This window comes from Nocardia sp. CS682 (assembly GCF_004634405.1).
GTDB lineage: Bacteria > Actinomycetota > Actinomycetes > Mycobacteriales > Mycobacteriaceae > Nocardia > Nocardia ninae.
Window position 1 is genome coordinate 4,743,635 of record NZ_CP029710.1, and the last position, 25,041, is coordinate 4,768,675.

General features: G+C 68.1%; 21 protein-coding genes. 8 read left to right on the top strand and 13 right to left on the bottom strand.

What is annotated here, in order from left to right:
• Nucleotides 1-60: 60 nt before the first annotated feature.
• On the bottom strand, nucleotides 61-1,761 hold the full coding sequence (locus DMB37_RS21425; RefSeq protein ID WP_240771601.1) for an aldehyde dehydrogenase family protein: 1,701 nt from the start codon (nucleotides 1,759-1,761) through the stop codon (nucleotides 61-63).
• Nucleotides 1,762-1,853: 92 nt separating this feature from the next.
• Between DMB37_RS21425 and serS the strand changes: the two genes are divergently transcribed.
• The 3 genes from serS (at nucleotide 1,854) to DMB37_RS21440 (ending at nucleotide 6,598) form a co-directional block, all read left to right on the top strand.
• On the top strand, nucleotides 1,854-3,116 hold the full coding sequence (serS, locus tag DMB37_RS21430; protein ID WP_135234237.1) for a serine--tRNA ligase: 1,263 nt from the start codon (nucleotides 1,854-1,856) through the stop codon (nucleotides 3,114-3,116).
• Between the two features lie 223 nt (nucleotides 3,117-3,339).
• Nucleotides 3,340-5,205 carry a bifunctional diguanylate cyclase/phosphodiesterase gene (locus tag DMB37_RS21435; protein WP_240771602.1) on the top strand — a complete coding sequence of 622 codons (1,866 nt, stop codon included), beginning with the start codon at nucleotides 3,340-3,342 and terminating at the stop codon, nucleotides 5,203-5,205.
• Nucleotides 5,206-5,323: 118 nt separating this feature from the next.
• Complete coding sequence (locus tag DMB37_RS21440; protein ID WP_135237732.1) at nucleotides 5,324-6,598, top strand: MFS transporter; 1,275 nt, start codon at nucleotides 5,324-5,326, stop codon at nucleotides 6,596-6,598.
• On the opposite strand, the gene DMB37_RS21445 is transcribed toward DMB37_RS21440, so the two are convergent.
• Nucleotides 6,595-7,239, bottom strand: a complete 645-nt coding sequence (locus DMB37_RS21445) for a TetR/AcrR family transcriptional regulator (RefSeq protein ID WP_135234238.1) — start codon at nucleotides 7,237-7,239, stop codon at nucleotides 6,595-6,597. The genes DMB37_RS21440 and DMB37_RS21445 overlap by 4 nt on opposite strands.
• Before the next feature lie 100 nt (nucleotides 7,240-7,339).
• Between DMB37_RS21445 and DMB37_RS21450 the strand changes: the two genes are divergently transcribed.
• Nucleotides 7,340-8,593: an oxygenase MpaB family protein gene (locus tag DMB37_RS21450; protein ID WP_135234239.1), complete on the top strand. Its 1,254-nt coding sequence runs from the start codon at nucleotides 7,340-7,342 to the stop codon at nucleotides 8,591-8,593.
• 222 nt (nucleotides 8,594-8,815) lie between these two features.
• On the top strand, nucleotides 8,816-9,871 hold the full coding sequence (locus tag DMB37_RS21455; RefSeq protein WP_135234240.1) for a DMT family transporter: 1,056 nt from the start codon (nucleotides 8,816-8,818) through the stop codon (nucleotides 9,869-9,871).
• Between the two features lie 40 nt (nucleotides 9,872-9,911).
• On the opposite strand, the gene DMB37_RS21460 is transcribed toward DMB37_RS21455, so the two are convergent.
• Nucleotides 9,912-11,453: a Rieske 2Fe-2S domain-containing protein gene (locus DMB37_RS21460; protein WP_135234241.1), complete on the bottom strand. Its 1,542-nt coding sequence runs from the start codon at nucleotides 11,451-11,453 to the stop codon at nucleotides 9,912-9,914.
• Nucleotides 11,454-11,540: 87 nt separating this feature from the next.
• On the bottom strand, nucleotides 11,541-12,500 hold the full coding sequence (locus tag DMB37_RS21465; RefSeq protein ID WP_240771603.1) for a hypothetical protein: 960 nt from the start codon (nucleotides 12,498-12,500) through the stop codon (nucleotides 11,541-11,543).
• Nucleotides 12,501-12,620: 120 nt separating this feature from the next.
• On the opposite strand from DMB37_RS21465, the gene DMB37_RS21470 reads away from it, so the two are divergent.
• Nucleotides 12,621-13,364, top strand: coding sequence for a 1-acyl-sn-glycerol-3-phosphate acyltransferase (locus DMB37_RS21470; RefSeq protein WP_135234243.1), 744 nt, complete (start codon nucleotides 12,621-12,623; stop codon nucleotides 13,362-13,364).
• A 15-nt stretch (nucleotides 13,365-13,379) separates the two neighbouring features.
• Nucleotides 13,380-14,132, top strand: a complete 753-nt coding sequence (locus tag DMB37_RS21475; RefSeq protein ID WP_135234244.1) for a 1-acyl-sn-glycerol-3-phosphate acyltransferase — start codon at nucleotides 13,380-13,382, stop codon at nucleotides 14,130-14,132.
• A gap of 22 nt (nucleotides 14,133-14,154) precedes the next feature.
• Here DMB37_RS21475 and DMB37_RS21480 read toward each other — a convergent pair whose 3' ends face one another.
• Complete coding sequence (locus DMB37_RS21480; protein WP_135237733.1) at nucleotides 14,155-15,003, bottom strand: helix-turn-helix domain-containing protein; 849 nt, start codon at nucleotides 15,001-15,003, stop codon at nucleotides 14,155-14,157.
• Nucleotides 15,004-15,099: 96 nt separating this feature from the next.
• On the opposite strand from DMB37_RS21480, the gene DMB37_RS21485 reads away from it, so the two are divergent.
• The gene (locus DMB37_RS21485) at nucleotides 15,100-15,987 is read left to right on the top strand and encodes an NAD(P)H-binding protein (RefSeq protein WP_135234245.1); all 888 of its coding nucleotides are present in this window, start codon (nucleotides 15,100-15,102) and stop codon (nucleotides 15,985-15,987) included.
• Nucleotides 15,988-16,126: 139 nt separating this feature from the next.
• Here the strand turns inward: DMB37_RS21485 and DMB37_RS21490 are convergent, their stop codons facing one another.
• The 8 genes from DMB37_RS21490 to DMB37_RS21525 form a co-directional block, all read right to left on the bottom strand.
• A complete protein-coding gene (locus DMB37_RS21490; protein WP_135234246.1) occupies nucleotides 16,127-18,379 on the bottom strand; it encodes a cation-translocating P-type ATPase in 2,253 nt (750 codons plus the stop codon).
• Between the two features lie 128 nt (nucleotides 18,380-18,507).
• On the bottom strand, nucleotides 18,508-19,467 hold the full coding sequence (locus tag DMB37_RS21495; protein WP_135234247.1) for a hypothetical protein: 960 nt from the start codon (nucleotides 19,465-19,467) through the stop codon (nucleotides 18,508-18,510).
• 14 nt (nucleotides 19,468-19,481) lie between these two features.
• On the bottom strand, nucleotides 19,482-19,691 hold the full coding sequence (locus DMB37_RS21500; RefSeq protein ID WP_107653590.1) for a heavy-metal-associated domain-containing protein: 210 nt from the start codon (nucleotides 19,689-19,691) through the stop codon (nucleotides 19,482-19,484).
• Nucleotides 19,692-19,878: 187 nt separating this feature from the next.
• A complete protein-coding gene (locus DMB37_RS21505) occupies nucleotides 19,879-20,595 on the bottom strand; it encodes a sterol desaturase family protein (protein WP_135234248.1) in 717 nt (238 codons plus the stop codon).
• An 8-nt stretch (nucleotides 20,596-20,603) separates the two neighbouring features.
• Nucleotides 20,604-21,332: a FadR/GntR family transcriptional regulator gene (locus DMB37_RS21510; protein ID WP_135234249.1), complete on the bottom strand. Its 729-nt coding sequence runs from the start codon at nucleotides 21,330-21,332 to the stop codon at nucleotides 20,604-20,606.
• Between the two features lie 118 nt (nucleotides 21,333-21,450).
• Nucleotides 21,451-22,683 carry an MFS transporter gene (locus DMB37_RS21515; protein ID WP_135234250.1) on the bottom strand — a complete coding sequence of 411 codons (1,233 nt, stop codon included), beginning with the start codon at nucleotides 22,681-22,683 and terminating at the stop codon, nucleotides 21,451-21,453.
• Nucleotides 22,684-22,689: 6 nt separating this feature from the next.
• The gene (locus DMB37_RS21520; protein ID WP_240771604.1) at nucleotides 22,690-23,352 is read right to left on the bottom strand and encodes a hypothetical protein; all 663 of its coding nucleotides are present in this window, start codon (nucleotides 23,350-23,352) and stop codon (nucleotides 22,690-22,692) included.
• The gene (locus DMB37_RS21525; RefSeq protein WP_135234251.1) at nucleotides 23,349-25,019 is read right to left on the bottom strand and encodes an ABC transporter family substrate-binding protein; all 1,671 of its coding nucleotides are present in this window, start codon (nucleotides 25,017-25,019) and stop codon (nucleotides 23,349-23,351) included. The genes DMB37_RS21520 and DMB37_RS21525 overlap by 4 nt, the downstream gene beginning before the upstream one ends.
• Nucleotides 25,020-25,041 lie beyond the last annotated feature (22 nt).

The window sequence follows — 25,041 nt, forward strand, 5'->3', positions numbered from 1 at the left end:
CCATCATGGCAGTCTCCGCGCCGCGGTGCCACGACCCGTTCTGATCAGCGCTTTTCCCGGCTAACCACGGAACGCGGAGACGAAGATGCCGGGAATCCGGGCCGGGTTGCCGCTCGCGTAGAACTCGGTGAGCTTGCGCGCGGTCGCCGCCGCGGCCGCGTTGCCGACGAACCAGGGCGGTTTCGGCGACAAGGCGAGCTCCCCGTGCAGCAGCGAGCGCGGCGCGGGCCGGAACGGTCCGCGCACCACCGTGCGCTCCACGTCGTCGAGCAGGAAGGCGTTGTGCACCACGCCGATTCCGCTCTGTACGTCGTCGAGGGTGTGGCCGGGGAACGCGCCCCACGCGGCGTGCGGGGCGAGGAAGGCGAGCCCGGTCCACGCGTTCACCGCGATCGCGCCGTAGCGCAGCCGTTCGATGGCGCGCTCGAAGGCGATGCCGAGCCTGCGGATGGTCGACGGATGGGCCAGCACGTTGGCGCCGAGCGTCCCGGTGAGTTCGTTGTTCACGAAATCGACTGCTCGCTGCAGGAATTCGCCGCCCGGGTAGGGCAGTTCGACCACGCCGAGGACGGGCGAGAAGTACTCGGTGCGCAGTAGCGGCGTATCGGTCAGCGGCAGCTGCTCGATCAGCACCCGGCCGGAGCCGACCTGGCCGGCGCCCGGGTAGGACGCCAGCGCGTCCGCGACCCGCGAGTCGCTGCCCGGGTAGTACGCGGCCCGCTGCGGGGCGTGTGCGAGCGCGGTGCGCAGCTCGGCCAAAAACTTGTCCTTGAGCGCCCAGTCCTTGCTGAGCACCACCGCCTGCGCGGCGACGCAGTTGTAGCCGCCGTTGTGCAGCCGCTGGGTCGCCACGTGCTCGGCCTGGAAGCGCAGATCGGCGTCGGACCAGTCGCCGGGCACCACGATGGTCGGCGACACGCCGCCGAGCTCGCTGGTGATCGGCTTGTCCAGCAGCGGCCGCTTGTCCTTCTTGCGTTCCAGCCCCTCCGGGCCTGGCCCCCACACGATCGTGTCGTGGGTCTGCGCGCTGCCGGTCATGTGCACATGCGCGACCTCCGGGTGGTGCACCAGGTAGCGACCGGTGTCGGCGTCGCCGGTCACGATCCGCAGCACGCCGAGCTCGCACAGCGGCGCGAACACCATCTCGAACACCGTGTACAGCGGATCGGTGATCGGGTTCAGCTTCAGCGCGACCACCCGGTTGTGCGCGAACAGCTCGTACAACGCGTCCAGCGGGGGAATGGAGGTGATGTTGCCCGCGCCGAGCACGACCCCGATGCCGCCGGTCGCGGTCGGATCGAGCTGCGCCAGTCCGGCCCGCCGCCGCGCGGTGTCGGCGTCGACGCCCGGCCGCAGCCAGACCTCGCCGTGAAAACCGTTGAGCAGCAACCGGTCATAGTTGCTCAGCGGCAGGATCGGCACCGCCACCCGATTGCCGAGCGCGGTCCGCACGGTGACTCCGTCGAGCGGGCTGCGCCCCTCGTCCAGCGCGGCCAGCGTCGCGGCGAGCGCGGCCGTGGCTTGCAGCAGGGTCAGCGGTCCGGACATCCACTCCTCGCCGACCAGCGGTGAGTCGGCGGCCAGACCCTTGATGGTCCGCGCGGCCCGCACCCAGTCGCCGGCGAAGCGCCCGGTGCGGGCGTGGATGTCGTCGAGGAGCTCACGGCGGCGGCGAAGCGGGGTCTGTGCCCAGGCTTTCTCGCCCGCGGTCAGCTCGGTCAGTACGTCATCGATGGCTGATTCGTCGAAAGTTGTACCCACAAGCCAACTATGCGCGCGTCCTCGGCCGAGCGGTCCGCATCCTGGGATATCGGGGTGAAACAGCAATATCCGGACCATTAGGCTGAGGCCCCATGATCGACCTCCGATTCCTGCGGGACAACCCCGACGCGGTCCGCGCCTCGCAGCGCGCCCGTGGCGAAGACCCCGCCCTCGTCGATGCCCTGCTCGAGGCCGATGCCGCCCGCCGTGCGGCGGTGGCCACCGCCGACAACCTGCGCGCCGAGCACAAGGCGATGGGCAAGCTGGTCGGCAAGGCGAGCAAAGAGGAGCGGCCCGCGCTGCTCGCGCAGGCGCAGGAGATGTCGGTCAAGGTCAAGGAGGCCGAGGCCGCGCAGCACGCGGCCGATGCCGATATGGATGCCGCGCACCGCGCCATCTCCAACGTGGTGCAGGAGGGCGCTCCGGCCGGCGGCGAGGCCGATTTCGTCGTGCTCGAAACCATCGGGACGCCACCGGAGTTCGACTTCGAACCGAAAGACCACCTGGATCTCAGCGAGTCGCTCGGCCTGATCGACATGGAACGCGGCGCGAAGGTCTCCGGCGCCCGCTTCTACTTCATGACCGGCTACGGCGCGCTGCTGCAGCTCGGTCTGCTGCAACTCGCGGCGCAGAAGGCCGTGGCCAACGGGTTCACCATGATGATCCCGCCGGTGCTGGTGCGCCCGGAGATCATGGCGGGCACCGGCTTCCTCGGCCAGCACGCCTCGGAGGTCTATCGCCTGGCCGAGGAGGACCTCTACCTGGTCGGCACGTCGGAGGTGCCGCTGGCCGGTTACCACTCGGACGAGATCCTGGACCTGAGCAACGGCCCGAAGCGCTACGCGGGCTGGTCGTCGTGCTTCCGGCGGGAGGCGGGCAGCTACGGCAAGGACACCCGAGGCATCATCCGGGTGCACCAGTTCGACAAGGTGGAGATGTTCGTCTTCACCACGCCCGAAGAAGCCGACGCCGAACACCAGCGTCTGCTCGGCTGGGAGCAGGACATGCTCGCGGCCGTCGAGGTCCCGTACCGGGTCATCGACGTCGCCGCAGGCGATCTCGGCAGCTCGGCCGCGCGCAAGTTCGACTGCGAGGCCTGGGTGCCGACCCAGCAGACCTACCGGGAACTCACCTCGACCTCGAACTGCACCACCTTCCAGGCCCGTCGCCTCTCGGTGCGTTACCGCGACGAGAACGGAAAGCCGCAAATCGCAGCCACTTTGAACGGCACGCTCGCGACCACCCGCTGGATCGTGGCGATCCTGGAGAACCACCAGCAGGCCGACGGGTCGGTGCGGGTGCCCGCGGCGCTGGTGCCGTTCGTCGGTACCGAGGTGCTGACCCCGCCGAAGTAGCGGACGGGCCTGCGGCGGTGGGCGGACATTCGCTCGTCCCAACCCGCCTCCGGTCCGCCCCTCGGCACACTGGATAGTGCCTGTGAATATCGAGTGTGGGCACCCGCGGCCTAGTCGTGTTGGCTACCCGGATGTTTCGCGAAGATGAATAGCCAACCGTTCGCCACTCCGGATTCACGGGATGTGGCAACCGCTGGGATTCGTTGTGTCTAGGCTATTCACCGTGCGAGGAATCGGGGCGCGCGGCGATACCCGAACCCGGGTGCGGGCGGCATCGGCGCTGGCGACAGCTATGGTCATGGCTCGGACCACCGGGGCGTTCTACGTCATGGGTGGTGTGCTGGGTCTGCTTATCACTGCCGTCGCCCCGGGCGACGAGGGTAATCGGGCACTGGTCGGCACGGCAGCGGCGATCGCGCTGACGCTCGGGCTCACCCTGCTGGCGTGGGGACCGCGGTTGCCGCACTCGGTGCACCACGGTTACGTCGCGATCGCTACGGTGCTGGTGACCATCGCGGTGTACGCGTTCCCCAACACGGTCGGCGCGATCAGCCTCGCCGCGTTCTACGTCTTCATCGCCTGTGACGCGGCTCTGTTTTTCGCGTGGTCGCAAGCCGCCGCGCATATCGCCTTCGCACTGGCGTTGTGCCTGTGGGTGCTGCCCGCGCGGCCGGTCGACCCCGGGCTGCCGTGGTGGTCCGGGCTGATCCCGGCCGGTGTCACCGTCGGCGTCGGCGTGGTGGTCGGCATCCTCACCAGGATGGCCTCGGAAGCCGATATCGACGTGCTGACGGGGCTGTTGAACCGGCGCGGCTTCGATCGCGCGCTGAACTCCGCGATCGACCAGGCCACCCGCACCGGCCAGGGCCTCGCGCTGGTGCTGGTCGATCTCGACCGCTTCCAGAAGATCAACGACCACCTCGGCCACCGCGCGGGCGACGCCGTGCTGCAGCGGGTGGCCGACACCTGGTCGAAACTGCTTGCGCCGGACCAGCGGCTGGCCCGCTATGGCGGCGACGCGTTCGCGATGCTGTTGCCGAACACCACCGAGCAGGCCGCCATCCTGCTCACCGAGCAGTTACGCGCGGCGGTCACCACCGGCTGTTCGGCCGGCGTGACCTCGTGGCAGCCGGGCGAATCCGGTTCGCTGCTGGTGAGTCGCGCGGACGTCGGCCTGTACCGGGCCAAGCAGGCGGGCCGCAACCGGACGGTGCTGGAGTCGTCGCGCCAGCTGCCGCTTGCGGTGGAGTTGCGTGAGGCCATCGACCGCGGCCTGCTCGACGTGCACTACCAGCCGATCGTCAGCCTGACCGAGGGCGGCGGCAAGGCGGTCGGGGTCGAGGCGCTGCTGCGCTGGTCGTCGAGCGCGCAGCCGGACGTCACCACCGAGGGCCTGATCCGGGTCGCCGAGGAGTACGACCTCATCTCCGATCTGGACGAGCTGGTGTTGCGCCGGGCCTGCGCCGACGCCGCGCGGTTGCAGGACACCTTCGCCCAGCTCGACCTGACGCTGAACGTGAACGTCAGCGGCCTGGAACTGGCCGAAGCCGGCTACGCCGACCGGGTGGCGGGCATCCTCGCCGGCACCGGCTGGCCCGCCGAGCAACTGGTGCTCGAGGTGACCGAGAGCGAGCTGGCCGCCGAATCCCACACCGCCATCGCGAATCTGCACACGCTGCGCGAGCGTGGGGTGCGCATCGCCATCGACGACTTCGGCACCGGATACTCCTCGCTCAGCAGGCTGGCCACGCTGCCGAGCGACATCCTCAAGGTCGACCAGTCCTTCGTCGCCGCGATCCGCTCCGACTCCCCGGCGCCGCCGCTGCTCGGCGTGATCGCCGCGTTGAGCAGCGCGCTCGACCTCCAGGTGATCGCCGAGGGTGTGGAGACCGAATACCAGGCCGCCGTACTCACCGAACTCGGCTTCGCGCTCGCCCAGGGCTACCACTACAGCGACTCGCATCCGGTGGCGGAGCTGATCAGCGACCTCAACGAGAACCACGGACGGGTCGGCCCCGGCGCGACGGACCGGCGGCTCGACGACGGCGATTCGATGCACGCCGCCAACGGTTGGCTGCCACTGCGATAACCGCTTGACGCGGCCCGGCGCGGCTGCGCATGCTGACCGTATGCGTTTGCTCGTTTATGCCTATTGATCTGTCAGTGAGGTGCTCACCCGGCTGACGGGTGGCACCGCTGCACCGTCGCTGCGCGCGCTGACCATTCGCGCCGTGCTGTTCAAAGGCATCGGCGACCTGATTCCGCTCTATGCGCTGTACTCGCTGCTGTTCGCCGATCATGGGTTGAGCACCGGGCAGATCTCCGCGCTGTTCGCGATCTGGTCGACCACCGCGTTCCTGCTCGAGGTGCCATCGGGTGCCTGGGCGGACACGGTGTCGCGGCGTGCCCTGCTCATCCTCAGCGGTGTGCTGCTGACCGCGGGGTTCGCTCTGTGGACCCTGGTGCCCACCTACCTCGGCTTCGCGCTGGGATTCGTGCTGTGGGGTACCGCAGGCGCTTTGGTGTCCGGCACCTTCGAAGCGCTGCTGTACGACGATCTCGCCGCCCGCGGCGAACAGGCCTCCTACGCGCGCATCCTCGGTTACACCCGCGCGGCCTCGGAGACCGCCATCGTCATCGGCATCGTGGCCGCCACCCCGCTGTATCTGTGGGGTGGCTACGCGCTGATCGGTTGGTCCAGTGTCGGATTCGCCGCGCTGCACACGGTGATCGCGATGACGTTGCCCAGCGCGCCGAAGGTGGTATCCGCCGCAGCGGTCGACGAGCTGGAAGAGGAGGCCGATCAACCGCACCTCGCGTACCCGGTGGCAACGGATGCCTCGGGACCATTCGCTCGCTATATCGGCATGCTGAAGACCGGTGTCGGGGAAGCGATCCGGGTGCGGGCGGTGCGCAACGGGGTCCTGCTCGGGGCACTGCTGTTCGGGATCACCGCGTTCGACGAGTACTTCGCGCTGCTCGCCGAGTCGGCCGGGGTGGCCACGGCGGTGGTGCCGCTGCTCGTCGGCGTGACGGTGCTCGGTTCGCTTATCGGATCGGTTCTCGCCGGGCGCACCGAGGGTATGTCGGGGCGCACCATGGCGATCGCGGTCGGTTTCGGTGGTGTGCTGTTTCTCGGCGGCTCGCTCATCGCCGGGCTCGCCGAGCATCGGCCGAGCGCCGTGTATGTCCTTACCGGCCTGGGGTTCACCGCGATCGGCGTCTCCTACGGCATCGTCTACAACGCCGGTGTCGTCGCGGGTGCGCGCCTCCAGGACGCCATCGAGGGGCCGGCCCGGGCCACCGTCACTTCGGTATCCGGGCTGCTCGGCGAGGTTGTCGCCCTGGTCGTCTTCGCCTTCGCCGCCGTCGCCACCACCTGGTGGTCCATGCCGACCATCCTCGCCGTCCTCGGCGCCACCCTGCTGCCGATCGCCCTGGTGACCACCTGGTGGCTACCGCCGAAAGCTGTCGATGACTAGTCGAGCGTGACGCCGATGAGATGGCTTGCAGTAAGCAGGAATTGGTCGGTGGAGCGGTCGATCAGCGCGGTGCGGGTGACCGGGAGGGTGCCCGCCAGCCAGCTGTTGGTGGTTTCCCAGAGACCGCCGAGCAGGTGGGTGGCGGCGAATTCGGCGTGGTCACCAGCATTTTCGACCACGTCGGCACCCACCTCGCCCGCACACACGGCCAGCATGATGCCCGCGAAGGAGCGCATCACCTCGGCTCTGCGCATCAGCAGGGCTGGATTCAGCTGTGCTTCGACGGTGGCGATGCGCGCCTTGCGCGGATCGTCGGCGATCAGGTCGATGGCCGCGGCGATGGCCGCCCTGGTCTTGGCGCGGATGTCGGTGGGCGTGGTGACGAACGCGGTGACCACCGCCTGACCGATCTCGTCGACGATCCGGTCGAACACCTCGCTGAACACCGCGTCGAGGTCGGTGAAGCTCTCGTAGTAGTACCGCTCGGAAAGCCGCGCCTGCGTGCACAGACCGGAGACGGTCAGCTTGGCGAAACCCGAGGTCCCGATGATTTCCTGCGCGGCATCGAGCAGGGCGCCGCGACGGCGCGCCTTGCGCTGTTCGATCGGGACGCCGCCGTAGGACCGCGAGGTGGTAGCCATTCGAGACATTCTGGCATACCTCCTTGCCAGATATCCGATTTTGTGGGACGGTCTTGTCAGAATGCTCGACCGCGAACCTCGATCCGACGGGTGAAGTGCAATGGCGCATGACAACCAGAAACTGCCCACTCCGCAGCTGTTCACGGAGTTCCCGTTCAAGTACGCCGTGCCCGTCCTGGCACCGGGCGACCTGAGCTGCACCGCCGCCCAGCGCGACTCGTTCCGCCGCTTCACCCAGGTCGGTGATCCGCTGGCGGACGCCGTGGTCACCATGTTCAAGCGGCTGCCCGTCGGCGAGGGCCGCCGGATGTTCGAGCTCGCCGTCGAAAACGGTATCGACGCGGTGCCCGACGCCCCGGCGGAGCTGGTGGCGCTCTTCGAACAGGTGGAAGCGGCACCGTACTGGCTGGACCGCGACAAGATCGATCGCGGTGCCCGGGTGGTCGGTCGCACCGGCGTCTGGGGTGGCATCGCCATGGGCATGTTCGCCCTGATGGGCGGCTACCTGGCGTCGCGGGCGGACAAGACCCTGGTCGGCACCGGCGACCTGGACGCGATGGCGCCGCGCAGGCTCGCCGAAACCACCCAGTGGTGGCTGGACGTGACGACTCCCGGTGGCCTGGAACGCAATGCGGTCGGCTACAAGAGCGTGCTGCGCGTGCGGTTGATGCACGCGTTGGTGCGGGCAGGCATGAACCGGCGCCCCGACTGGGACTACGCGGCCTGGGACCACCCCGTCAACCAGGTGCTGACCGTAGGCACGCTCGGCCTCTTCTCCATGGCGAATCTGGTTGGCGCCCAAGCGCTCGGGCTGCAATTCTCGGCCAAGGAGAAGGACGCGGTATTCCAGCTGTGGCGCTATGTCGGGTTCTTGCTCGGCGTGGACGCGGAGATCCTGCCGACCTGCGAGACCGACACCTGGCGCGCCTTCTGGATCCTCGCCGACACCGAATTCATCCCCGACGCCGATTCCCAGCGCCTGGCCCAAGCCCTCATCCCCGCCGCGGGCGGCCTGTTCGTCGGCGACACCACCGCGGCGCAGCGCGCGGTGCGCCGCGTGGTCACCAGCTACATGGTCGCCTACAGCCGAATCATCCTCGGCCCCAGCAACGCCGACTTCCTCGACCTGCCCGACAGCAGATTCTTCAAGACCGCCGTCCTGGCCACCGCCGTACTCAACGGCGCGCTGGAGGTACCCCGCCGAATCCTCCCCGGCGCCACCCGCTTCCACGAGAACCTCGGCGCCCGCATCCGCACCCGCCTGGTCCGCGGCTCCATCGCCCGCAACGGCGGGGACCGCACCTACGCCCGCCACGACACCTACGCCACCCGCGCCACCCTCCGCGCCGGCTGATCCCGCCCCCGTGCGGCGTGTGCGCACCGGTCGCTGCACGCGCCCAAGCGGTATCCGAGTGCGGTCGACCCCTGCACGGCATGGCCTGCGGCTCCTGGCTCAGCGTGTCGGCGGTTAATCCGGGTCTGCCGGGAAGCGGAACGGTGTCCAGAAACAGGGATACGGCCGGGCCGGCGATCGGGCACGGTCCTTCGCCTCGGGCGCATCGACTGATCGCGTGTCATGGCCGCCGGACACGCCGGTGGCATTGCCCAATACCACCTGGGCTGTGTCCGGCGTGCGCGCGGCGGAGTGTGGTGGCGCGGCGGTAGCGTGCCGGTGGTGACCGCGCGGGCGAGGTGGGGACTGGTGTTCGGGTTCGGCATCGGTGCGGGGGTGGCCGTGCAGGGCCGGATCAATGGGGCGCTCGGGGCGCGATTGCACGACGGGATTGCCGCGGCCACCATCAGTTTCGGGTCCGGTCTGCTGATCCTGGTGATCGCGTTCGCGTTGAGCGCTCGACTCCGCGGTGGGGTGGTGCAGGTTCGGCGGGCGCTGGCGGCGGGCACGTTGCGCCCCTGGCATCTGCTCGGTGGTTTGTGTGGCGCGTTCTTCGTCGCCTGCCAGGGCCTGACGGTCGCGGCGATCGGAGTCACGGCGTTCACCGTCGCGGTCGTCGCAGGTCAGCTGCTGAGCAGCCTCGTGGTCGATCGCCTCGGTATGGCTCCGAACGGGCGAACTCCGGTCACCGCGTTGCGTTTCGGCGGTGCCGCACTGGGGGTGGTCGCGGTGGTACTCGCCGGGTCGGGCCGCTCGGGTGCACCGACCGGTGCTCTGTCCGTCCCCGACTCGCTGCGCGGCGCACCGGCCGCGCTGCTGATCATCCTGCCCGCGCTGGCCGGCATCGGCTTGGCTTGGCAGCAAGCGGTGAACGGCCGGGTTGGCCAGGCCGGTGGCCCGCTGCCCGCCACCCTGGTCAACTTCTGCGTCGGCCTGATCGCCCTGGTGGTGCTCGAGGCCGCCGTCCTCATCGGTTCCGGCCTGCCCGCCGAATTCCCCACGCAGCCCTGGCTCTATCTCGGCGGACTGATCGGTATCGCCTTCATCGCACTGGCCGCGCTCACCGTCCGCTGGATCGGCGTCCTCCTGCTCGGTTTGACCTCCATCGCAGGCCAACTCCTGATGTCGATCGCCCTCGATCTAGCCACCCCCACCAGCGCGGGCCTGTCTGCCACCGCTGTGGTCGGCAGCGCGCTGACATTGGTGGCCGTCGGCATCGCCACGCGTTCACAGCCCTGACCCGGATGGCACACGGCTGCGGCCTGCCCGCCCCGCTGCCTCAGCTCAGCTTGCGCGACCGCAGTTCGTGACCCTTGGACGTCTTGCAACGCCCCGATTCCAGGTCCCACTGCCAGCCGTGCAGATTACAAGTGAGGGTATTGCCCTCCACCACACCGAATTTCGACAGATCCGCCTTCAGGTGCGGGCAGCGTCGCTGCACTTCCCACCCGTCCAATTCGGTCGAGGCGGAATCGTCGTGCGCCTCGGCGAACCAGCCGTCCGCGTAGGCGATCCGCTCGTCGGTGAGGCATTTGAAGAAGGTGTAGAGGAATTCGTTGTAACCGCCGATCCGCCACGCCTGGAAGCGGGTGGACAGGAAAATCGTGTTCACCCAGTCGGGTTCGTTGTCCCGCAGCACGGTGCGCACCAGTTCGGGCGCGATGCGGAACCCGTAGCGGTATTTGCCTTCGCCCTCGATCGGGCCGCGCACCACTCGCTTGGGGAAGTCCAGCACCACGGTCTCGTCGCCGAGCACCAGACCGACCGGATAACCGATGCCGTCGCAGATCAGATCGCTCTGCGCCATGATCGGCTCGAACAGCGCCTGCAACGGTTCCAGCAGCGGGCCGTCGCCCGTTGCCCACGAGGCCTTTTCGGCCGCGAGCACCGGCGCGAGCCGCTGCGCCATCAGCTCGATGTACTCGGCCTTGTTGTCGTAGATCAGCCCGGGCTCGAACGGGTGGGTCAACTCCAGTTCGGCGCCGCGCACGTCGGCGACCGAGCCGGGGATCATCAGGATCCCGCCCTCGTTGCCGTGGATCTTCATCTGCTCGAGGAACACCATCTGGTCCGGGAAGATGTTGCCCTCGTCGCCGCGATCGTCGTTGAGGTAGCGCAGCTCGTCGTCCAGGAACACCGGCGGCCCGGCCGACGGCACCACCCAGGTGGCGCCGACCTGCTCGATGTAGCTGCGGCACCGGTCCATGCCGCGCTGACGCTTCTGCTTACCGAAGTTCGACTTGGTCCGGCTCGGGATGTCGTAGACCATCGGATACCAGATGGCGCCCGAATACTGCAGCAGGTGGATGTCGATGTGGCCGAACGAGTCGTGCAGCACGTCCATGTCGACCGGGCGGGCGTCGTTCATGTTGAAACAGGTGGTCTCGCCGTCGGAGACGACCAGCCCGGAGTCGCCGATCGGCCCGTCGGCGGGCGCGCGCAACGCGATGATCATGATGTCCAGCGCGGCGCCGTCCCGGCCGGTGATGGTGTGCTTGACCGAGTCCTCGGTCTCGAAGAACTTGTGGAAGCCGAGCTGTTCGAGCTCGCGCCGCAGATCCGGTACTGGATAGTCCGGCAGCAGCACCGTCGCGTCCTTGTTGACGTGCTCGGTCAGGTTCTTCGCGTCGAAGTGGTCGCGGTGCAGATGCGACACGTAGAGGAAATCGCAGTTGCCCAGCTCGTCCCAGTCCAGCTGGGTGTTGTCGGGGAACGGGAACCACGACGCGAAGTACGCGGGGTTGACCCACGGGTCGCAAAGAATCGACCCCGCCGCGGTGCGGATGTGGAATCCGGCGTGTCCGACGCTGGTGATCTGCACGAGCTGCTCCTCCTACCGTTACCAGCCATCCAGGGTAGTGGCTGTAGGGAATGCCGGCGCTCGCGGTGCGGTACGAGCACCCGCCGGCTAGGGGGAAACGTCGCCGATGCAGTAACCCTGTGCGCCGGCGACCAGGGTGAAGGTGCGGGTCTTGGTCACGCCTGCGGAGTTGGTGACCGGGACCTCGACCGCGAGGTAGTCCCCGCGCAGGGTCTCGGAGCTGATCTCCTGATCAGCGAATTTGGTGACGCCGGTCAGCTTGCCGGGGTTGTTGGCGAGCGGCGCGGCGCTGGGCCTGCCGGTACCGGTGGGGTCCCAGGTCGCCGGGGAAGCCTTGCAGACCAGCGGGTAGGTGCCGTCTTTGTCCGCGGCGTCGAGCGGCGTGCCGACGATTCTGGCCAGGTAGCGGCGCACGGTGTGCCTGGCATCGGCGTCGTTGTACTCGATGTCCGCGCCCGCCGAGGCGACCCGGGGGCAGGCATAACCGGTGTCGAGGGCGGCACGTTCGACGGCGACCGTGGTGGTGCGGGTCTTCCAGGTGACGGCGTCCTTGGTGGCGGTGCCCGGCTGGGCTAGGGCGGCCAGGATGGGCTGCTCGTCGCCGTACATGTCGGACACGTTCTTCGGCGCGATGGTCCAGCATTTCGCCTGGAGTTGCGCGATGGTGCTGGTCTTCAGGTCGTCCGCCCAACGCTGCACGGCGGCAGGCAATTCTGCGACGGCGCCGGTCGAGGGTGCGGCGGCCGACGGTGCGGGCGCCGCCGAGGTGGCGTGGATGGTCGGCACCGCGGCGGGCGGGGTGGTGACCGCGGCGGGCGCAGGCTCGTCGCCGGGGATGCCCGAGACCGAGTCACAGCCCGCGAGGACGAGGGCGCCGGCGACCGCCAAGCCGCCGACGACTACTCGCCGTGCAAGCGACGACGAGCGGTGCTGCGCGCCGAGCAGTCGAGCGGCTCCCGGATCCGGGGCGGTCCTGCCGAGCTGCTGTCCGGTTCGGCGCGTCGTTTTCCGGTCGCGTCCAGATGAATTCGGACGGGCGGTTTCCACTTCGACGATCCTCTTCTCTACAGCGTGCGTCGGTCGAGCGAGCCGTCCCAGGCCCGGTGTGACCGATAAAGCAGCGGCCCACTGCCGGATGAGACAGTCAGCGACTACGCTAGCGGAATTGTGGAACCCGTCTACCGGACGATCATCGGCCTAGCCCGTACCGTCTTCTTCGTCGAAGGCCTGAAGTTCACCGTCAAGGGCGATGAACATATCCCCGCGCGGGGTGGTGCCGTGCTCGCGGTCAACCACACCGGGTATATGGACTTCACCTATGCGGGTCTACCGGTGCGCACCCCCAAGCGCTACATCCGGTTCATGGCCAAGAAAGAGGTCTTCGACGACAAGATCTCCGGCCCGATCATGCGTGCGCTCAAGCACATTCCGGTCGACCGTGGCGCAGGCGCGGACTCGTACAAGGCCGCGGTCGAGTACCTGCGGCGCGGTGAGCTCGTCGGGGTGTATCCCGAGGCGACCATCAGCCGCAGCTTCGAGATCAAGGAATTCAAGTCCGGCGCCGCGCGCATGGCGATCGAGGCCGACGTGCCGATCATCCCGATCGTCATCTGGGGCGCACAGCGGGTGTGGACCAAGGGTTTCCCGAAGCGGCTCGGCCGCACCAACACTCCGATCTCCATCGCGGTCGGCGAGCCGATCCCGCCGTTCGAGCCGGCCGCCGAGCTGACCGCGAAGCTGCGCTCGACCATGCAGGAGATGCTGCTCGACCTGCAAAAGGACTACACCCACGAGCCCGGCGCGTACTGGGTACCCGCCCGGCTCGGCGGCAGCGCTCCTACGCTGGAAGAGGCCGACGCGCTCGATGCCGCTGAGGCCGCGGAAAAGGCCGCGCGGAAGACGGCCACGTAGTAGCGGAGAATTCGGATGGCGCGGGAACCGGTTTACGACATTCTCACCGGCTTGGTCCGCACCATTTTCGCGGTGCAGGGGCTGCGGTTCGATATCGCCGGCCAGGATCGGATCCCGCGCACCGGTGGCGCGGTGCTCGCCGTGAACCACACCGCGTACCTGGACTTCATGGAGGTCGGCCTGGTCGGCCGCAAGTCGGGCCGCAACGTCCGGTACATGATGAAGGCCGAGCTCGAGCACGGCATCGTCGGCTTTCTGATGAAGCACTGCAAGGCGATCGGGGTGGACCGCACGGCGGGCGCCGAATCCTATAGCCGCGCGGTACAGGCGCTGCGCGACGGTGAACTCGTCGTGGTCTATCCGGAAGCCACCATCAGCCGCAGTTTCGAACTGAAGGAATTCAAGTCCGGTGCGGCCCGGATGGCGCTCGAGGCCGACGTCCCGATCCTCCCCTTGGTCATCTGGGGTGCCCACCGCGTCTGGACCAAGGACATCCCGAAACAGCTCGGCCGGCACCGGTTTCCGATCAACATCCGCATCGGCGAACCCATCCCACCCGCAGCACCACCCGAAACTCTCACCGCCACTCTGCGCACCCGCATGAGTGACCTCCTCGACCAGGCCCAGCGGGACTACCCTATGGAACCCGGCGCCCGCTGGGTCCCCGCCCGCCTCGGCGGCACCGCACCCACGCTCGCCGAAGCCGCCGTCCTGGAACAGGAAGAACTGGCCCGCCGCCGAGCCAAATCCCAACGCCCGCATCGCTAGCCATGGCCTGTCATTCGCCGAGCTAGATGCGGTCGAGTGGTCGGCAGGGGGTCGGGGTGGGGAGGGCGCCGCGGAGGAACGAGGTCGGCGGGACGCCCATCAGGGTGCGGAAGTCGGCGGTCATGTGGGATTGGTCGAAGTAGCCGTTGTCGGCGGCCAGCTGCGCGAGGGGCGTCCTGGCCCATGGCGTGCTGGTACTACGCCACCGCGCGTTCCCGGCTTGGGCCAACACGCGGCGCACCCGGTCGATGCGCGCGAAGTGCTTGGGGGACAGGCCGATTCCGGCGGTGAACAGGTTGCGGAGTTGGCGTTCACTGACCGCGAGTTCGTCGGCCAATGCTTGCACCGAGCGTCCGGTGGGGTCCGTCGACAGCGCCACCACGGCCGCACGGAGCACGTCGCGTTGGGTACGCAGCGATGCGTTCTCGGAGATACGTTGCGGCAGGGCCTCTTCCAGGAACGAAACGATCTCGTCCGGCGCCAATTCGGCCAGCCGATCGGCGAGATCCGCTGCGGCACCGGGCAGATCGGCGAGGCGAACCACCCGGTTGGTGAGTGCAGCCGCCGGAACACCCAGCAGTGGCCGCGCCGCACCGGGCGCCAGTCGAAGCCGGACGCACCCCGCGGGCTTGATCTGCTCGGTGTAGAACGCTTTGGTCTGCGGGCCGATGACCAGCATCTCCCGCGGACCGAACTCCTCGGTGCGCAGCACGAGCGTGGTCGCGGTCTGCGGCAGGTGGGTGAACAGCTCGGGCAGGTCGTGCACCATCGGAATGCGACCGAGCTCGGTGAACCAGGGCCGCAATGATTCCGGCACGGGGACCGTCGCTTCGACGAGGTCCGTGGTCACGACGGGCGCCGTGCGCAGCATGGTGGTCACCCGACCCACTGTAAGCACTGATCAGGTCGGGTAACTGTGCCGAAATTTCCTAGCGAACGCGGCGGCTCGGACGGCAGCGTTGCGCTCATGATTCTGATCACCGGTGCCACGGGCACCATCGGCAGCGAGATCGTCCGGCAATTGGTGGCGCGCGGCGAGCAGGTCCGCGCCGTCACGCGGGCACCGGCGCAGGCGCAGCTGCCCGCAGGCGTCGAGGTGGTCCGCGGCGACTACCTCGACCCCAGCTCGATGGCGGCGGCCGCACAAGGCGTCGATGCGGCGTTCATCGTCGGCGTCCTCGGCCCGGAATACGTCGACGCCGACCGCGCCCTGATCGCCACCGCCCGCGACGCCGGCGTCCGCCGCATCGTGAAACTGTCCGCCATCGGCACCGGCGATACCGCTCTCGGCCGGGTCGGCACCTGGCACCTGCCCGGCGAACAAGCGGCCCGCGAGAGTGGCGTCGAATGGATCATCCTGCGCCCGAGCTCCTTTGCCTCGAACACGCTGAGCTGGGCCGACGCGATCCGCAACGGCCAGCCGGTACCCAGCATGACCGGTACCGGACAGCAAGGGGTGGTCGACCCACGCGATGTCTCCGCAGCCGCGGTCGAGGCCCTGCTCTCCGCCGACCACGCGGGCAAGATCTACACCCTCACCGGCCCGGAACTCCTGACCAGCACGGACCAGGCCGCCACTCTCGCCGAGGTGCTCGGTAGCCCGGTACCGGTGCTCGACGTGCCGAACGAGGCGGCCCGTGCACACATGCGCGCCCTGGGCATGTCCGCGGAGTTCATCGAGGGTGCCCTCGCCGGGCAGGCGTATGTCCGCGCGGGCGGCAACGCCGTGCTCACCGACGACATCAGCCGGGTCCTGGGCCGGCCGCCACGCACCTACGCCGACTGGGTCACCGATCATGCCGCAGCATTCCTCGAAGCGCGGGATGTCACCCCCGGCCGGATGACTCTGGCGTAGCGGCATCGAACAGGCGACCAGTAGCGCCGACGCGGCGCGGGCCACCGGGTAGCGCCGCCATAGCAGTCGAAACAGCAGAATGAGCAGGCCGGCGGGGCGGCACCGTGTGGGTGCCGCCCCGTCGGATTCGCGACGATTACTACTGCGCGGTCGAGCGGAAGGTGCGCAGTCGCAGGCTGTTGCTGACGACGAAGACCGAGGAGAACGCCATGGCGGCGCCCGCGAGCATCGGGTTCAGCAGCCCGGCCATGGCCAGCGGTATCGCAGCCACGTTGTAGGCGAAGGCCCAGAACAGGTTGCCCTTGATGGTCCCCAAGGTCCTGCGGGACAGGCGAATCGCGTCGGCCGCGGCACGCAGGTCGCCACGGACGAGGGTCAGGTCACTGGCCTCGATGGCGACATCGGTGCCGGTGCCCATGGCCAAGCCGAGGTCGGCCTGGGCCAGCGCGGCGGCGTCGTTGACCCCGTCACCCACCATCGCCACGACCTTGCCTTCGGCTTGCAACCGCTTGACGGTGGCGACCTTGTCCTGCGGCAGCACCTCCGCGATCACCTGATCGATGCCCACCTGCGCGGCGATCGCCTCGGCGGCGGCCGTGTTGTCGCCGGTCAACATGATCGGCGTGAGCCCGAGCGCACGCAGCTGCGAAATCGCCTCGGCGGAGGTCGGTTTCACGGCATCGGCGACCACGAGCACGCCGCGCGCCTTACCGTCCCAGCCGATCGCCACCGCGGTTTTGCCCTCGGCCTCGGCGGCCTGCATGGTCCGCTCCAGTTCCGCGTCCAGGTGCTGTGCCCAGTCGGCGAGCAGGCGGGCCCGTCCGACGATCACGGCGTGCCCGTCGACCACGCCCTGCACCCCGAGGCCCTCGATATTCGCGAAGCCCTCGACCGCGCGCAGCGCACCGGTCTGCTCCCTGGCGCCCTTGGCGATCGCCTGGGCGATCGGGTGCTCGGACGAATCCTCCAGTGCCCCAGCCAATGCGAGCACCTCGGCGGTGTCTTCGCCGTCGGCCGCGACGACATCCAGCAGCGTCATCTTGCCGGTGGTGACGGTGCCGGTCTTGTCCAGCACGACGGTGTCCACCCGCCTGGTCGATTCCAGCACTTCCGGGCCCTTGATCAGGATGCCCAGTTGCGCACCGCGACCGGTCCCGACCATCAGCGCGGTCGGCGTGGCCAGCCCGAGGGCGCAGGGGCAGGCGATGATCAGCACCGCGACCGCGGCGGTGAAGGCCGCGGCGACGGAACCGCCGGTGCCGAGCCAGAAGCCGAGTGTCGCGACCGACAGCGCGATCACGATCGGCACGAAGATGCCGGAGATCTTGTCGGCCAGCCGCTGCGCCTGGGCCTTGCCGGTCTGCGCGTCCTCGACCAGCTGCGCCATCTGGGCCAGCTGGGTATCCGAGCCGATCCGGCTGGCGCGCACCACGATCCGGCCACCGACATTGACGGTGGCACCGACCACGGTGTCGTCCGGACCGACCTCGACCGGCACCGACTCGCCGGTCAGCATCGAGGCGTCGACCGCGGAGGAGCCCTCGGTCACCACGCCGTCGGTGGCGATCTTCTCACCGGGCCGCACGACGAACCGGTCGCCGACGGCCAACTGCTCCACCGGCATCCGCTGCTCGGTGCCGTCGCGCAGCACCGAGACCTCCTTCGCGCCGAGTTCCAGCAGGGCCCGCAGCGCCGCACCGGCGCGCCGCTTGGACCGCGCCTCGAAGAAGCGTCCGGCCAGGATGAACGTGGTGACACCCGCCGCGGCCTCCAGGTAGATGCTGCCGGTGCCGTCCATCCGGGAGATGGTGAACTCGAACGGGTGCTTCATGCCCGGCGTGCCCGCGGTACCCCAGAACAGCGCGTACAGCGACCAGCCCAACGCGGCCAGGGTGCCCATCGACACCAGCGTGTCCATGGTGGCCGTGCCGTGGCGCAGGTTGGTCAGCGCCGCGCGGTGGAACGGCAGCGCACCCCACACCACCACCGGCGCGGCCAGCGTCAGCGAAAGCCACTGCCAGTTGGTGAACTGCAGTGCGGGGATCATCGCCATCGCGATCACCGGTACCGTCAGCACCAGCGAGACCAGCAGTCTCGTGCGCAGTGCGGCCGTCGGATCTTGCTCGGTGACAGCGACTTCGGCCTGCGCGGACTTCGGCGGCGGCAGCGTCGCGCTGTACCCGGCCTGCTCGACGGTGGCGATCAGCTCCGCCGGGGAGACGTCACCGGTGACATCGACCCGCGCCTTCTCGGTCGCGTAGTTCACCGTCGCGGTGACGCCGTCGAGCTTGTTCAACTTCTTCTCGATGCGATTGGCGCAGGACGCGCAGGTCATGCCGCCGATTACCAGTTCGACCTGCCCGGTGCCGGGTGGTTGCGTCGCGGTGGTCATCGTGTGCTCCGTTCTGTGCGGCACGGTAGTGGAGATTCGGTCGTCGCTGTCGCGACCGTGGTGCGCGCCGTGCTGGGTCGATATCTGTCCGGCCGGTGCCTTGCGGTCTGCGAAGCACCGACCGGACATCAGTGGCCGTGTGCCGGTTCCGGGTCGCCAGGTGCCGGAGCGGGCGGTGGCGTGCTGCCGTGCCCGTCGTGGGTCGCGGACTCCGCCGCCCCGGCGCCCTGGCCGACGGTCAGCGTGAACTCGGCGGTGCGGACCACCCCTTCGTGCTGGAAATCTAGGAACAGCCGGTAGTCGCCCGCACTCGGTGCGGTGACGTAGAAGGTGATGCCCGGTCCCGCAGGCGTGACACCGTCGCCGGGGTGACCGTCGGGGTGCACGTGCAGGTACGCGAGATCGGCGGCGCGCAGTGCGACGAGGTGACCGTAGGCCGCCAGGTAGGGCTGCAGGTCGGTGACCGGCGTGCCGTTGCGGCTGACCGATAGCGTGACCTTCGAGGCCTGGCCGGGGGTGACGGTGCCGTCGAGGGTGACGGTGTAGCCGTCGACCGTGCTGGTGGTCGCCGCGACCGGCAGCGGCCGTGGGTCGTAGTTGCCCGCCACCCGCAGGTCGGTGCCCAGGGTCAGGTTGTCGCCGCCCTCAGGGGTGAAGTCGGCGAACACTCGATAGTCACCCGCGCGGGTGAGATCCAGGGGGACGCTCCAGGTTCCGTCGCCGCCGAGGACGGGGTGTACATGCTGAAAGGCGGTCATGTCGCGCCGCACCACGATCAAGTGCAGGTCTTTGTCGTGGGTGCGCTGGTAGCGGGTGAGCGGTGCGCCGTCCTGGTTCAGGATGCGGAAGCGCAGCGCGACGTTCGGCGCCGCGGCGGTGAGTGCGGTGTCGAGCCGCAGCGTGTAACCACGGTCGGTGGCCATCGTGCCGTTGGGTTCGCGGGCGGCGGGTGCCGCAGGTGCGTCCTCGTGTGCGTGTGATTCAGGGGCCGCGGGCTCCGGGCCGATTGCGGCGCCGGTGGCGATGGCGATCCCGAAGACGGCGGCCAGGCCGAGGGCGAAGCCGGCGAACTTGGTGGTTGCGTTCATCGGATGCTCCGTTGTCAGTCGGCGACGGTGTAGCCGGCCTGATCGATGGCCGCGACGATGGTGTCGCGCTCGATCGGGGCTGCGCTCTCGACGGTGACCTGGCCGGTGGGCAGGTCGATCGTGACGGTGTCGACGCCGGAGACGCGGCCGATCCCGTCACGCACCGAAGTGGCGCAGCCGCCGCAGGTCATTCCGGTGACGGTCACGGTGATCGCGGTGCTCATGGTGGTTCTCCTTCTCCGGCGACGGCCTCTGCCGTACTCCTGCTAGTTACCATACCCCCCTAGGGTACTGAGTCAAGAGGCTGTTTCGCGGTGAAAGAAGTGCGCCTGATCACAGACGTGTTCGGCCGGGACATGAAAAAAAGCCACCGCCCTCAGGGCGATGGCTTGTTCGGGGTGGACCGCGCGATCAGCCTGCGTGCAGGTTGCGGGCGGTGGGGGAGGCTTCGGTGGTGGCGGGGTCGGGGTGGGTGCCGAAGAGACGGTCGGCGGTGCCCGAGGTCGTCACGGTGAACCAGTAGTGCTCGTTCTTGTAGTGATGGTGCCGGTGATTCCGCCAGACCGCCCGGTACAGCGCGCCTTTCGGCTTGTAGTCGGTGTGGATCAGGTAGTGCGTCCACTCGTAGCCGAGGCCGAGGACCGTGATGGTGATCAGGAAGGTCAGACCGAGGCCGAGGCGCGGGAAAGCGAAGACGGCGAGCGCGAGCAGGACCACCACCAGCGCCGACAGTGTCTTGGTCGGAATGAAGATCAGCGGGATATCGCGCGGATCGACATGGTGCTCCCGGTGTTTGCGAGCCAGTTCGCTGTCGATCGGAATCGGTCCGAGTTGCCTCGGCCGCCAGTGCAATACGGTGACGTGCACGATCCATTCGAAGATCGGGAACACCGCGAGCATCACTGCAGGCACCAGGAGATCGGTGGAGTGCCAGTCGCCCACCAGGATTCGGCCGACAACGGCCGCGATCAGCGTTACCCCGATGAGCCATGGCGAGGGATGGCGCAGAAACTCGCGAAACGCGGCGTCGAGCGTGAGCCCGCGACGCAAGGATCGCTCATCGTTGCGTACTCGGGCCCGCGCCTTCGCCTCGACTGAATTCTGCTCGGAAGCTTGGGGTTTCGTCATGTTGTTTCCTAGTTGAAGCGTCCGTCGAGGACGTCGATCAGTGCGGTGGTCGCCGGCTCGAGCAGGGCTCGTGCGATATCGGCGGCCTCTTGTGCCCGGCCCGCCACAATGGCGGCGACCAGTTCGCGGTAGGCTTCGACATTGCCCACCTCGGCGGACATGATCGGGGCCAGCGCCGCGAGCGCTGGTTCATATGCGGCGCGCAACATGTTGAACATCAGCCGGAACACGATCGAGTCGGCCGCGTCCACCACGTGATCCCAGAACTCCATCGCATGCCGTTGCTGGGCCACCGGATCCTGTTCCGCGGCAAGCGCTTCCACGGCGCCCGCCAGCAGGGCGCCCACTGTCTCGGCATCCGTCACGCCCAGTCGCCCGGCCGCGAGCTCGGCCACCTTCGGCCCGTTGTGCAGCCGCGCCTCCAAGATGCTGCGCGCCACCTTCGGATCCAACTCCCCGGCCTGCACCAGTAGCCGCGGCAAAACCTCCAGCCCAGCCCCCCGCCGATAATCCAGCACCGTCGTCGCATCCCCCTGCCGCACCGCAACCAACCCCGCCGCCGCCAGCCGCTGCAACGCCTCCCGCACCGCAGGCCGCGACACCCCCAGCGCCTCCGCCAACTGCCGCTCACTCGGCAACGTCGCCCCCGGCACCAACTCCCCACTCAGCACATCCGCCGCGATCTGCTCGAAAACATCCCCCGACACCGACCGCTTGACCACAGGTTGCAAAGCCATACCCCCACTCTGCGCCCTATAGGTCAGGAGGTCAAGTGGTCAGACCAATTCACGTACTGAGCGGGACACTACGAAGCGCCCACCCACACTTCGTCGCGCCAGTCCGCCGAGCGGAGATCTATCGCCGGAGCTCGGACCCAGTCCGCCACGGCAGGAGCAGGGAGCTGGTCAGCAGGGCGACGGCCGCGCAGCCGAGGGCGAAGCGAACGCTGGTCACGGCGGCCAAGGCGCCGCCAAGCGCGATGAAGATCGGCTGACAGCAGCGAGCACTGATGGACCAGGCGAGGCCTACCCGCGACATGCACGCGTCGTCCGTCGGCCGCATACGGAACGTGGTGAAGACCGGATTGAACACACCGGCACAGAACAGCAGCGTGGTCTCTGCCACGACAATGACCACCAGCCCGGCGACCCCCGGCCCGGCGAACAGGAGGAAACCCATCCACCAGGTGCGCAACACTCCGAAGCCGAGCAGAACGGCGCGTTCGCCGAAGCGGGCGACCAGCCGCCCGGTGAGCAACGATCCGACGATGCCGCCGAAGCTGGGAATGCCGAGTGCCAGCCCGTACTGCCACGGCGTGAGCTGTAACTCGCGCAGCATCAGAATCGCCAGCAGCGGCCCGAACAGCCTGATCGCACCGCCGAACAGCATGGCGTTCCAGAACAACGCAGGCAGCGTGCGATGCCGAAAGATGTAAGACCAGCCGCCGCGCATATCGGCCACCCAGTGGCGCTCGACCTGCGCGACCGGCGGTGCCGGCTCGGGTTGCCGCAGCGTGCGAATGCCCAACGCGGACAACAGGAAACTGACCGCATCGATCAACACGGTGACCCCCGCCCCGAACACACCGATCAGGATGCCGCCGACCGGCGCACCGAGACCGGACACCGTCCAGAACGTCGTCTCGAACCTGCTGTTCGCGGTGGTCAGCATCGGCTCCGGGACCAGTGCTTTCAGGTGTGCCCCGCTGGCCGCGCTGAAGACCATGGCACCGAGCACCTGTGCGGTAGCAACGAGGCACAGCTGGCCGTAGCTCAGCACGCCGAAGGCCATCGCTACCGGAACAGTCGCCAGCGCCACGAAGCACAGCACGTCCGCACCGATCATCACCGGCCGCTTGCGATGGAACTCGACGAACGGCCCGAGCGGCAGTGCGATGGCCGCACTGGCCACGGCCGCGAGCGCCGCGAGCAATGACACTCGAAAGTCCGACGCACCCAGCACCAGAATCGCGATCAACGGCAAAGCACCGGCGCTGAGCGAACTCCCGAGCTGACTGACAGCGAACGCGCCCCATAGCCGGTGAAAGTCGGTGGGGAGCTTCGCTTCCACCGTTAGCGGCGACGTCACCGTGGTTCAGCTCGGGTCGGAGCCGCGGATGGCGGAGAGCCAGAGGGCGGTGGCGGCGGCGACGCAGGTGGCGGCGAGGAAGGTGGTGAAGGAGCCGCCGTCGATGTAGATCCACAGCAGGGCCGCGAAGGGGGCGGCGACGGTGGATTGGGCGTCGAGGAGCAGGCGCCGGCGTAAGCGGGACGCGGTGGTGGTGAGGGTGGGGGCGTCCGGGTCGGGGCGGGACGGGTTATCGATCAGTCGTCCCGGTGGTTCCGTGGTGCGGATACGGCCGGAGGGGTAGAGGCGGCGGCCCGCGACTCGGATGGTTCGATCGGTGAGGTCGGCGCGGCTTTCGGTCATGGTCATCAGTGCAGGGTCGAAATAGACCGGGACCCATCGTGGTCGGCCGGTGCCGCTGATCTCCAGCCATGATCGGCTGAGCAGCCGGTGCTGCTGGCGGATACGCGAAACTCCGACGGTGCGAGCCGATCCAGATGGCCAGAACGCCAGAAACCCGAGCGCAACAGCGATCCGGTAGCTCGAATACCCGATGATCCCCAACGCCACCGCCGCCAGCGCCGCCACCTGGTCCAGATCGCCGAACGGCGCCCAGGCGAGGCAAATCGCCAGGGCGCCGATCGTCACGCTGCTCGGATAGGCCAGTGGGTGGCCTGATCCGAAACTCACTTCAGGAAGCCCACTTTCGTGTAGTCAGGGGAAGCGAGGCCGAAGGCGCCGTAGTTGGCGAGGTTTTCGCGGACGGCGTAGGTTCCCGACGCTTGTTGCAGCGGAACGGAATACCCCTCGGCCCAGATCATCTGGTCGCACTTGTTGGCCAGCTCGATCGCCTTCTGCGGATCCAGCTCCGAAATGGTCTCCTCGATCAGCGCATTCAGCTCTGGCGAACCGATTCGTGCCTTGTTGCCCTGCAGGTTGTTCGGATCGTAGGCATAGATCTGGGGCAGTGCGCCGAGCGGGAGAACGCTACCGCCCCAGCTGAACTGGGCGATGTCGAAGTTGCCCGGATCGATGACGTTCTTGAACAACCCGGCACCGGGCACCGTCTGAATATTCAGCTTCACCCCGACCTTCGCGAGATTCTGCTGCACGATCTGCGCGGTCTGCACCCACTGGTCCTGCTGATACATCACATCGCGGAGCTCGAGCTTGCGCCCATCCTTCTCGCGGACATCACCGTTCAGCTTCCAGCCGAGTTCGTCCAGCATTCGCGCGGCCTCGTCGGGGTCGTAAGCGATGGGCGCGGAATTGTCCTGGTAGCCCTTCTGGCCCGCCATGAAGATGTGGTTGTTGAGCGGTTTCGGGTTGTCGACCACGCCGTTCTGGGCTGCGCTGACCAGGCCCTGCCGGTCGATCGCCTTCGAAATCGCGATGCGCAGCTTGGGGTCCTCGAGTAGCGCGCCAGGTGCACCGTTGAAGGTCAGGTGCGACCAACTCGGCTCAGGTGCGCGACGGATGACGACGTTCTGCGAGTTGCGTGCCGCGGTGACGTTCTCGATGCCGGACATGTAGGCGTAGTCGAGCTCGTTGTTCTGAATCGCGGGCAGCCGTGCCGTGCTGTCGAGCACGCTGAAGGTGATCGACTCCAGCTTCGGGGTCGGACCCCACCATTTAGGGTTGCGGCTCAGGATGATCCGGTTTTGGCCGCGGTCGATCTCGGTGATCACGAACGGTCCTGCACTGACCGCCAGGCCGTTCCGGTCGCGATCGTTGAATGCCTCAGGAGTTGCCGTGGTTTCCTTCGGGTACAGGTAGCCGAATTGGCCTTTCCATTCGGCATAGGGCTTGTTGAATGTGACGATCGCCTGCCGATCGTCGACTCCACGTTCGACCTTTTCGACGCGTTCGAAACCGCTGGTGGAAGACACGAGATAGCGGTTGTCTCGGCCGCTTTGCGCGGCCGCCTGCGAGCGCAGATCCTCCCAGGTGATCGGCGAACCATCGGACCACACGGCCTTCGGGTTGATCGTGTAGGTGACCTGTTGCGGGCTGGTGCTCGTCAGCTTCACGTCGGTGAAGTAGTTGTGGTCGACGGTGAGTTCGCCTGCGGCGTCACTGACGAACGGCGAGGGCATGGTCGGCGCGGCAACAGCCGACACATCCTCTAGACCGCCGTCGACGTGCAGGTAGTTGAAGGTCTCGGGGAATGAGGTCAGCGCCAGACGTAGATTGCCGCCGTCGCGCAGTTCACTCGGATCCTTCGGGTTGATGTCGTTCGTGGTGCCGATAGTGCTCGTACCCGGCGTCACGCCGCCGTTGTCCGCGCAACCGGACATGATCAGCCCGACGGCGACGCACGGAATCGCAAACCGCACGCCTAAATGGCGAATCCTCATTCGGGACCTTCCTTGCAGTGGA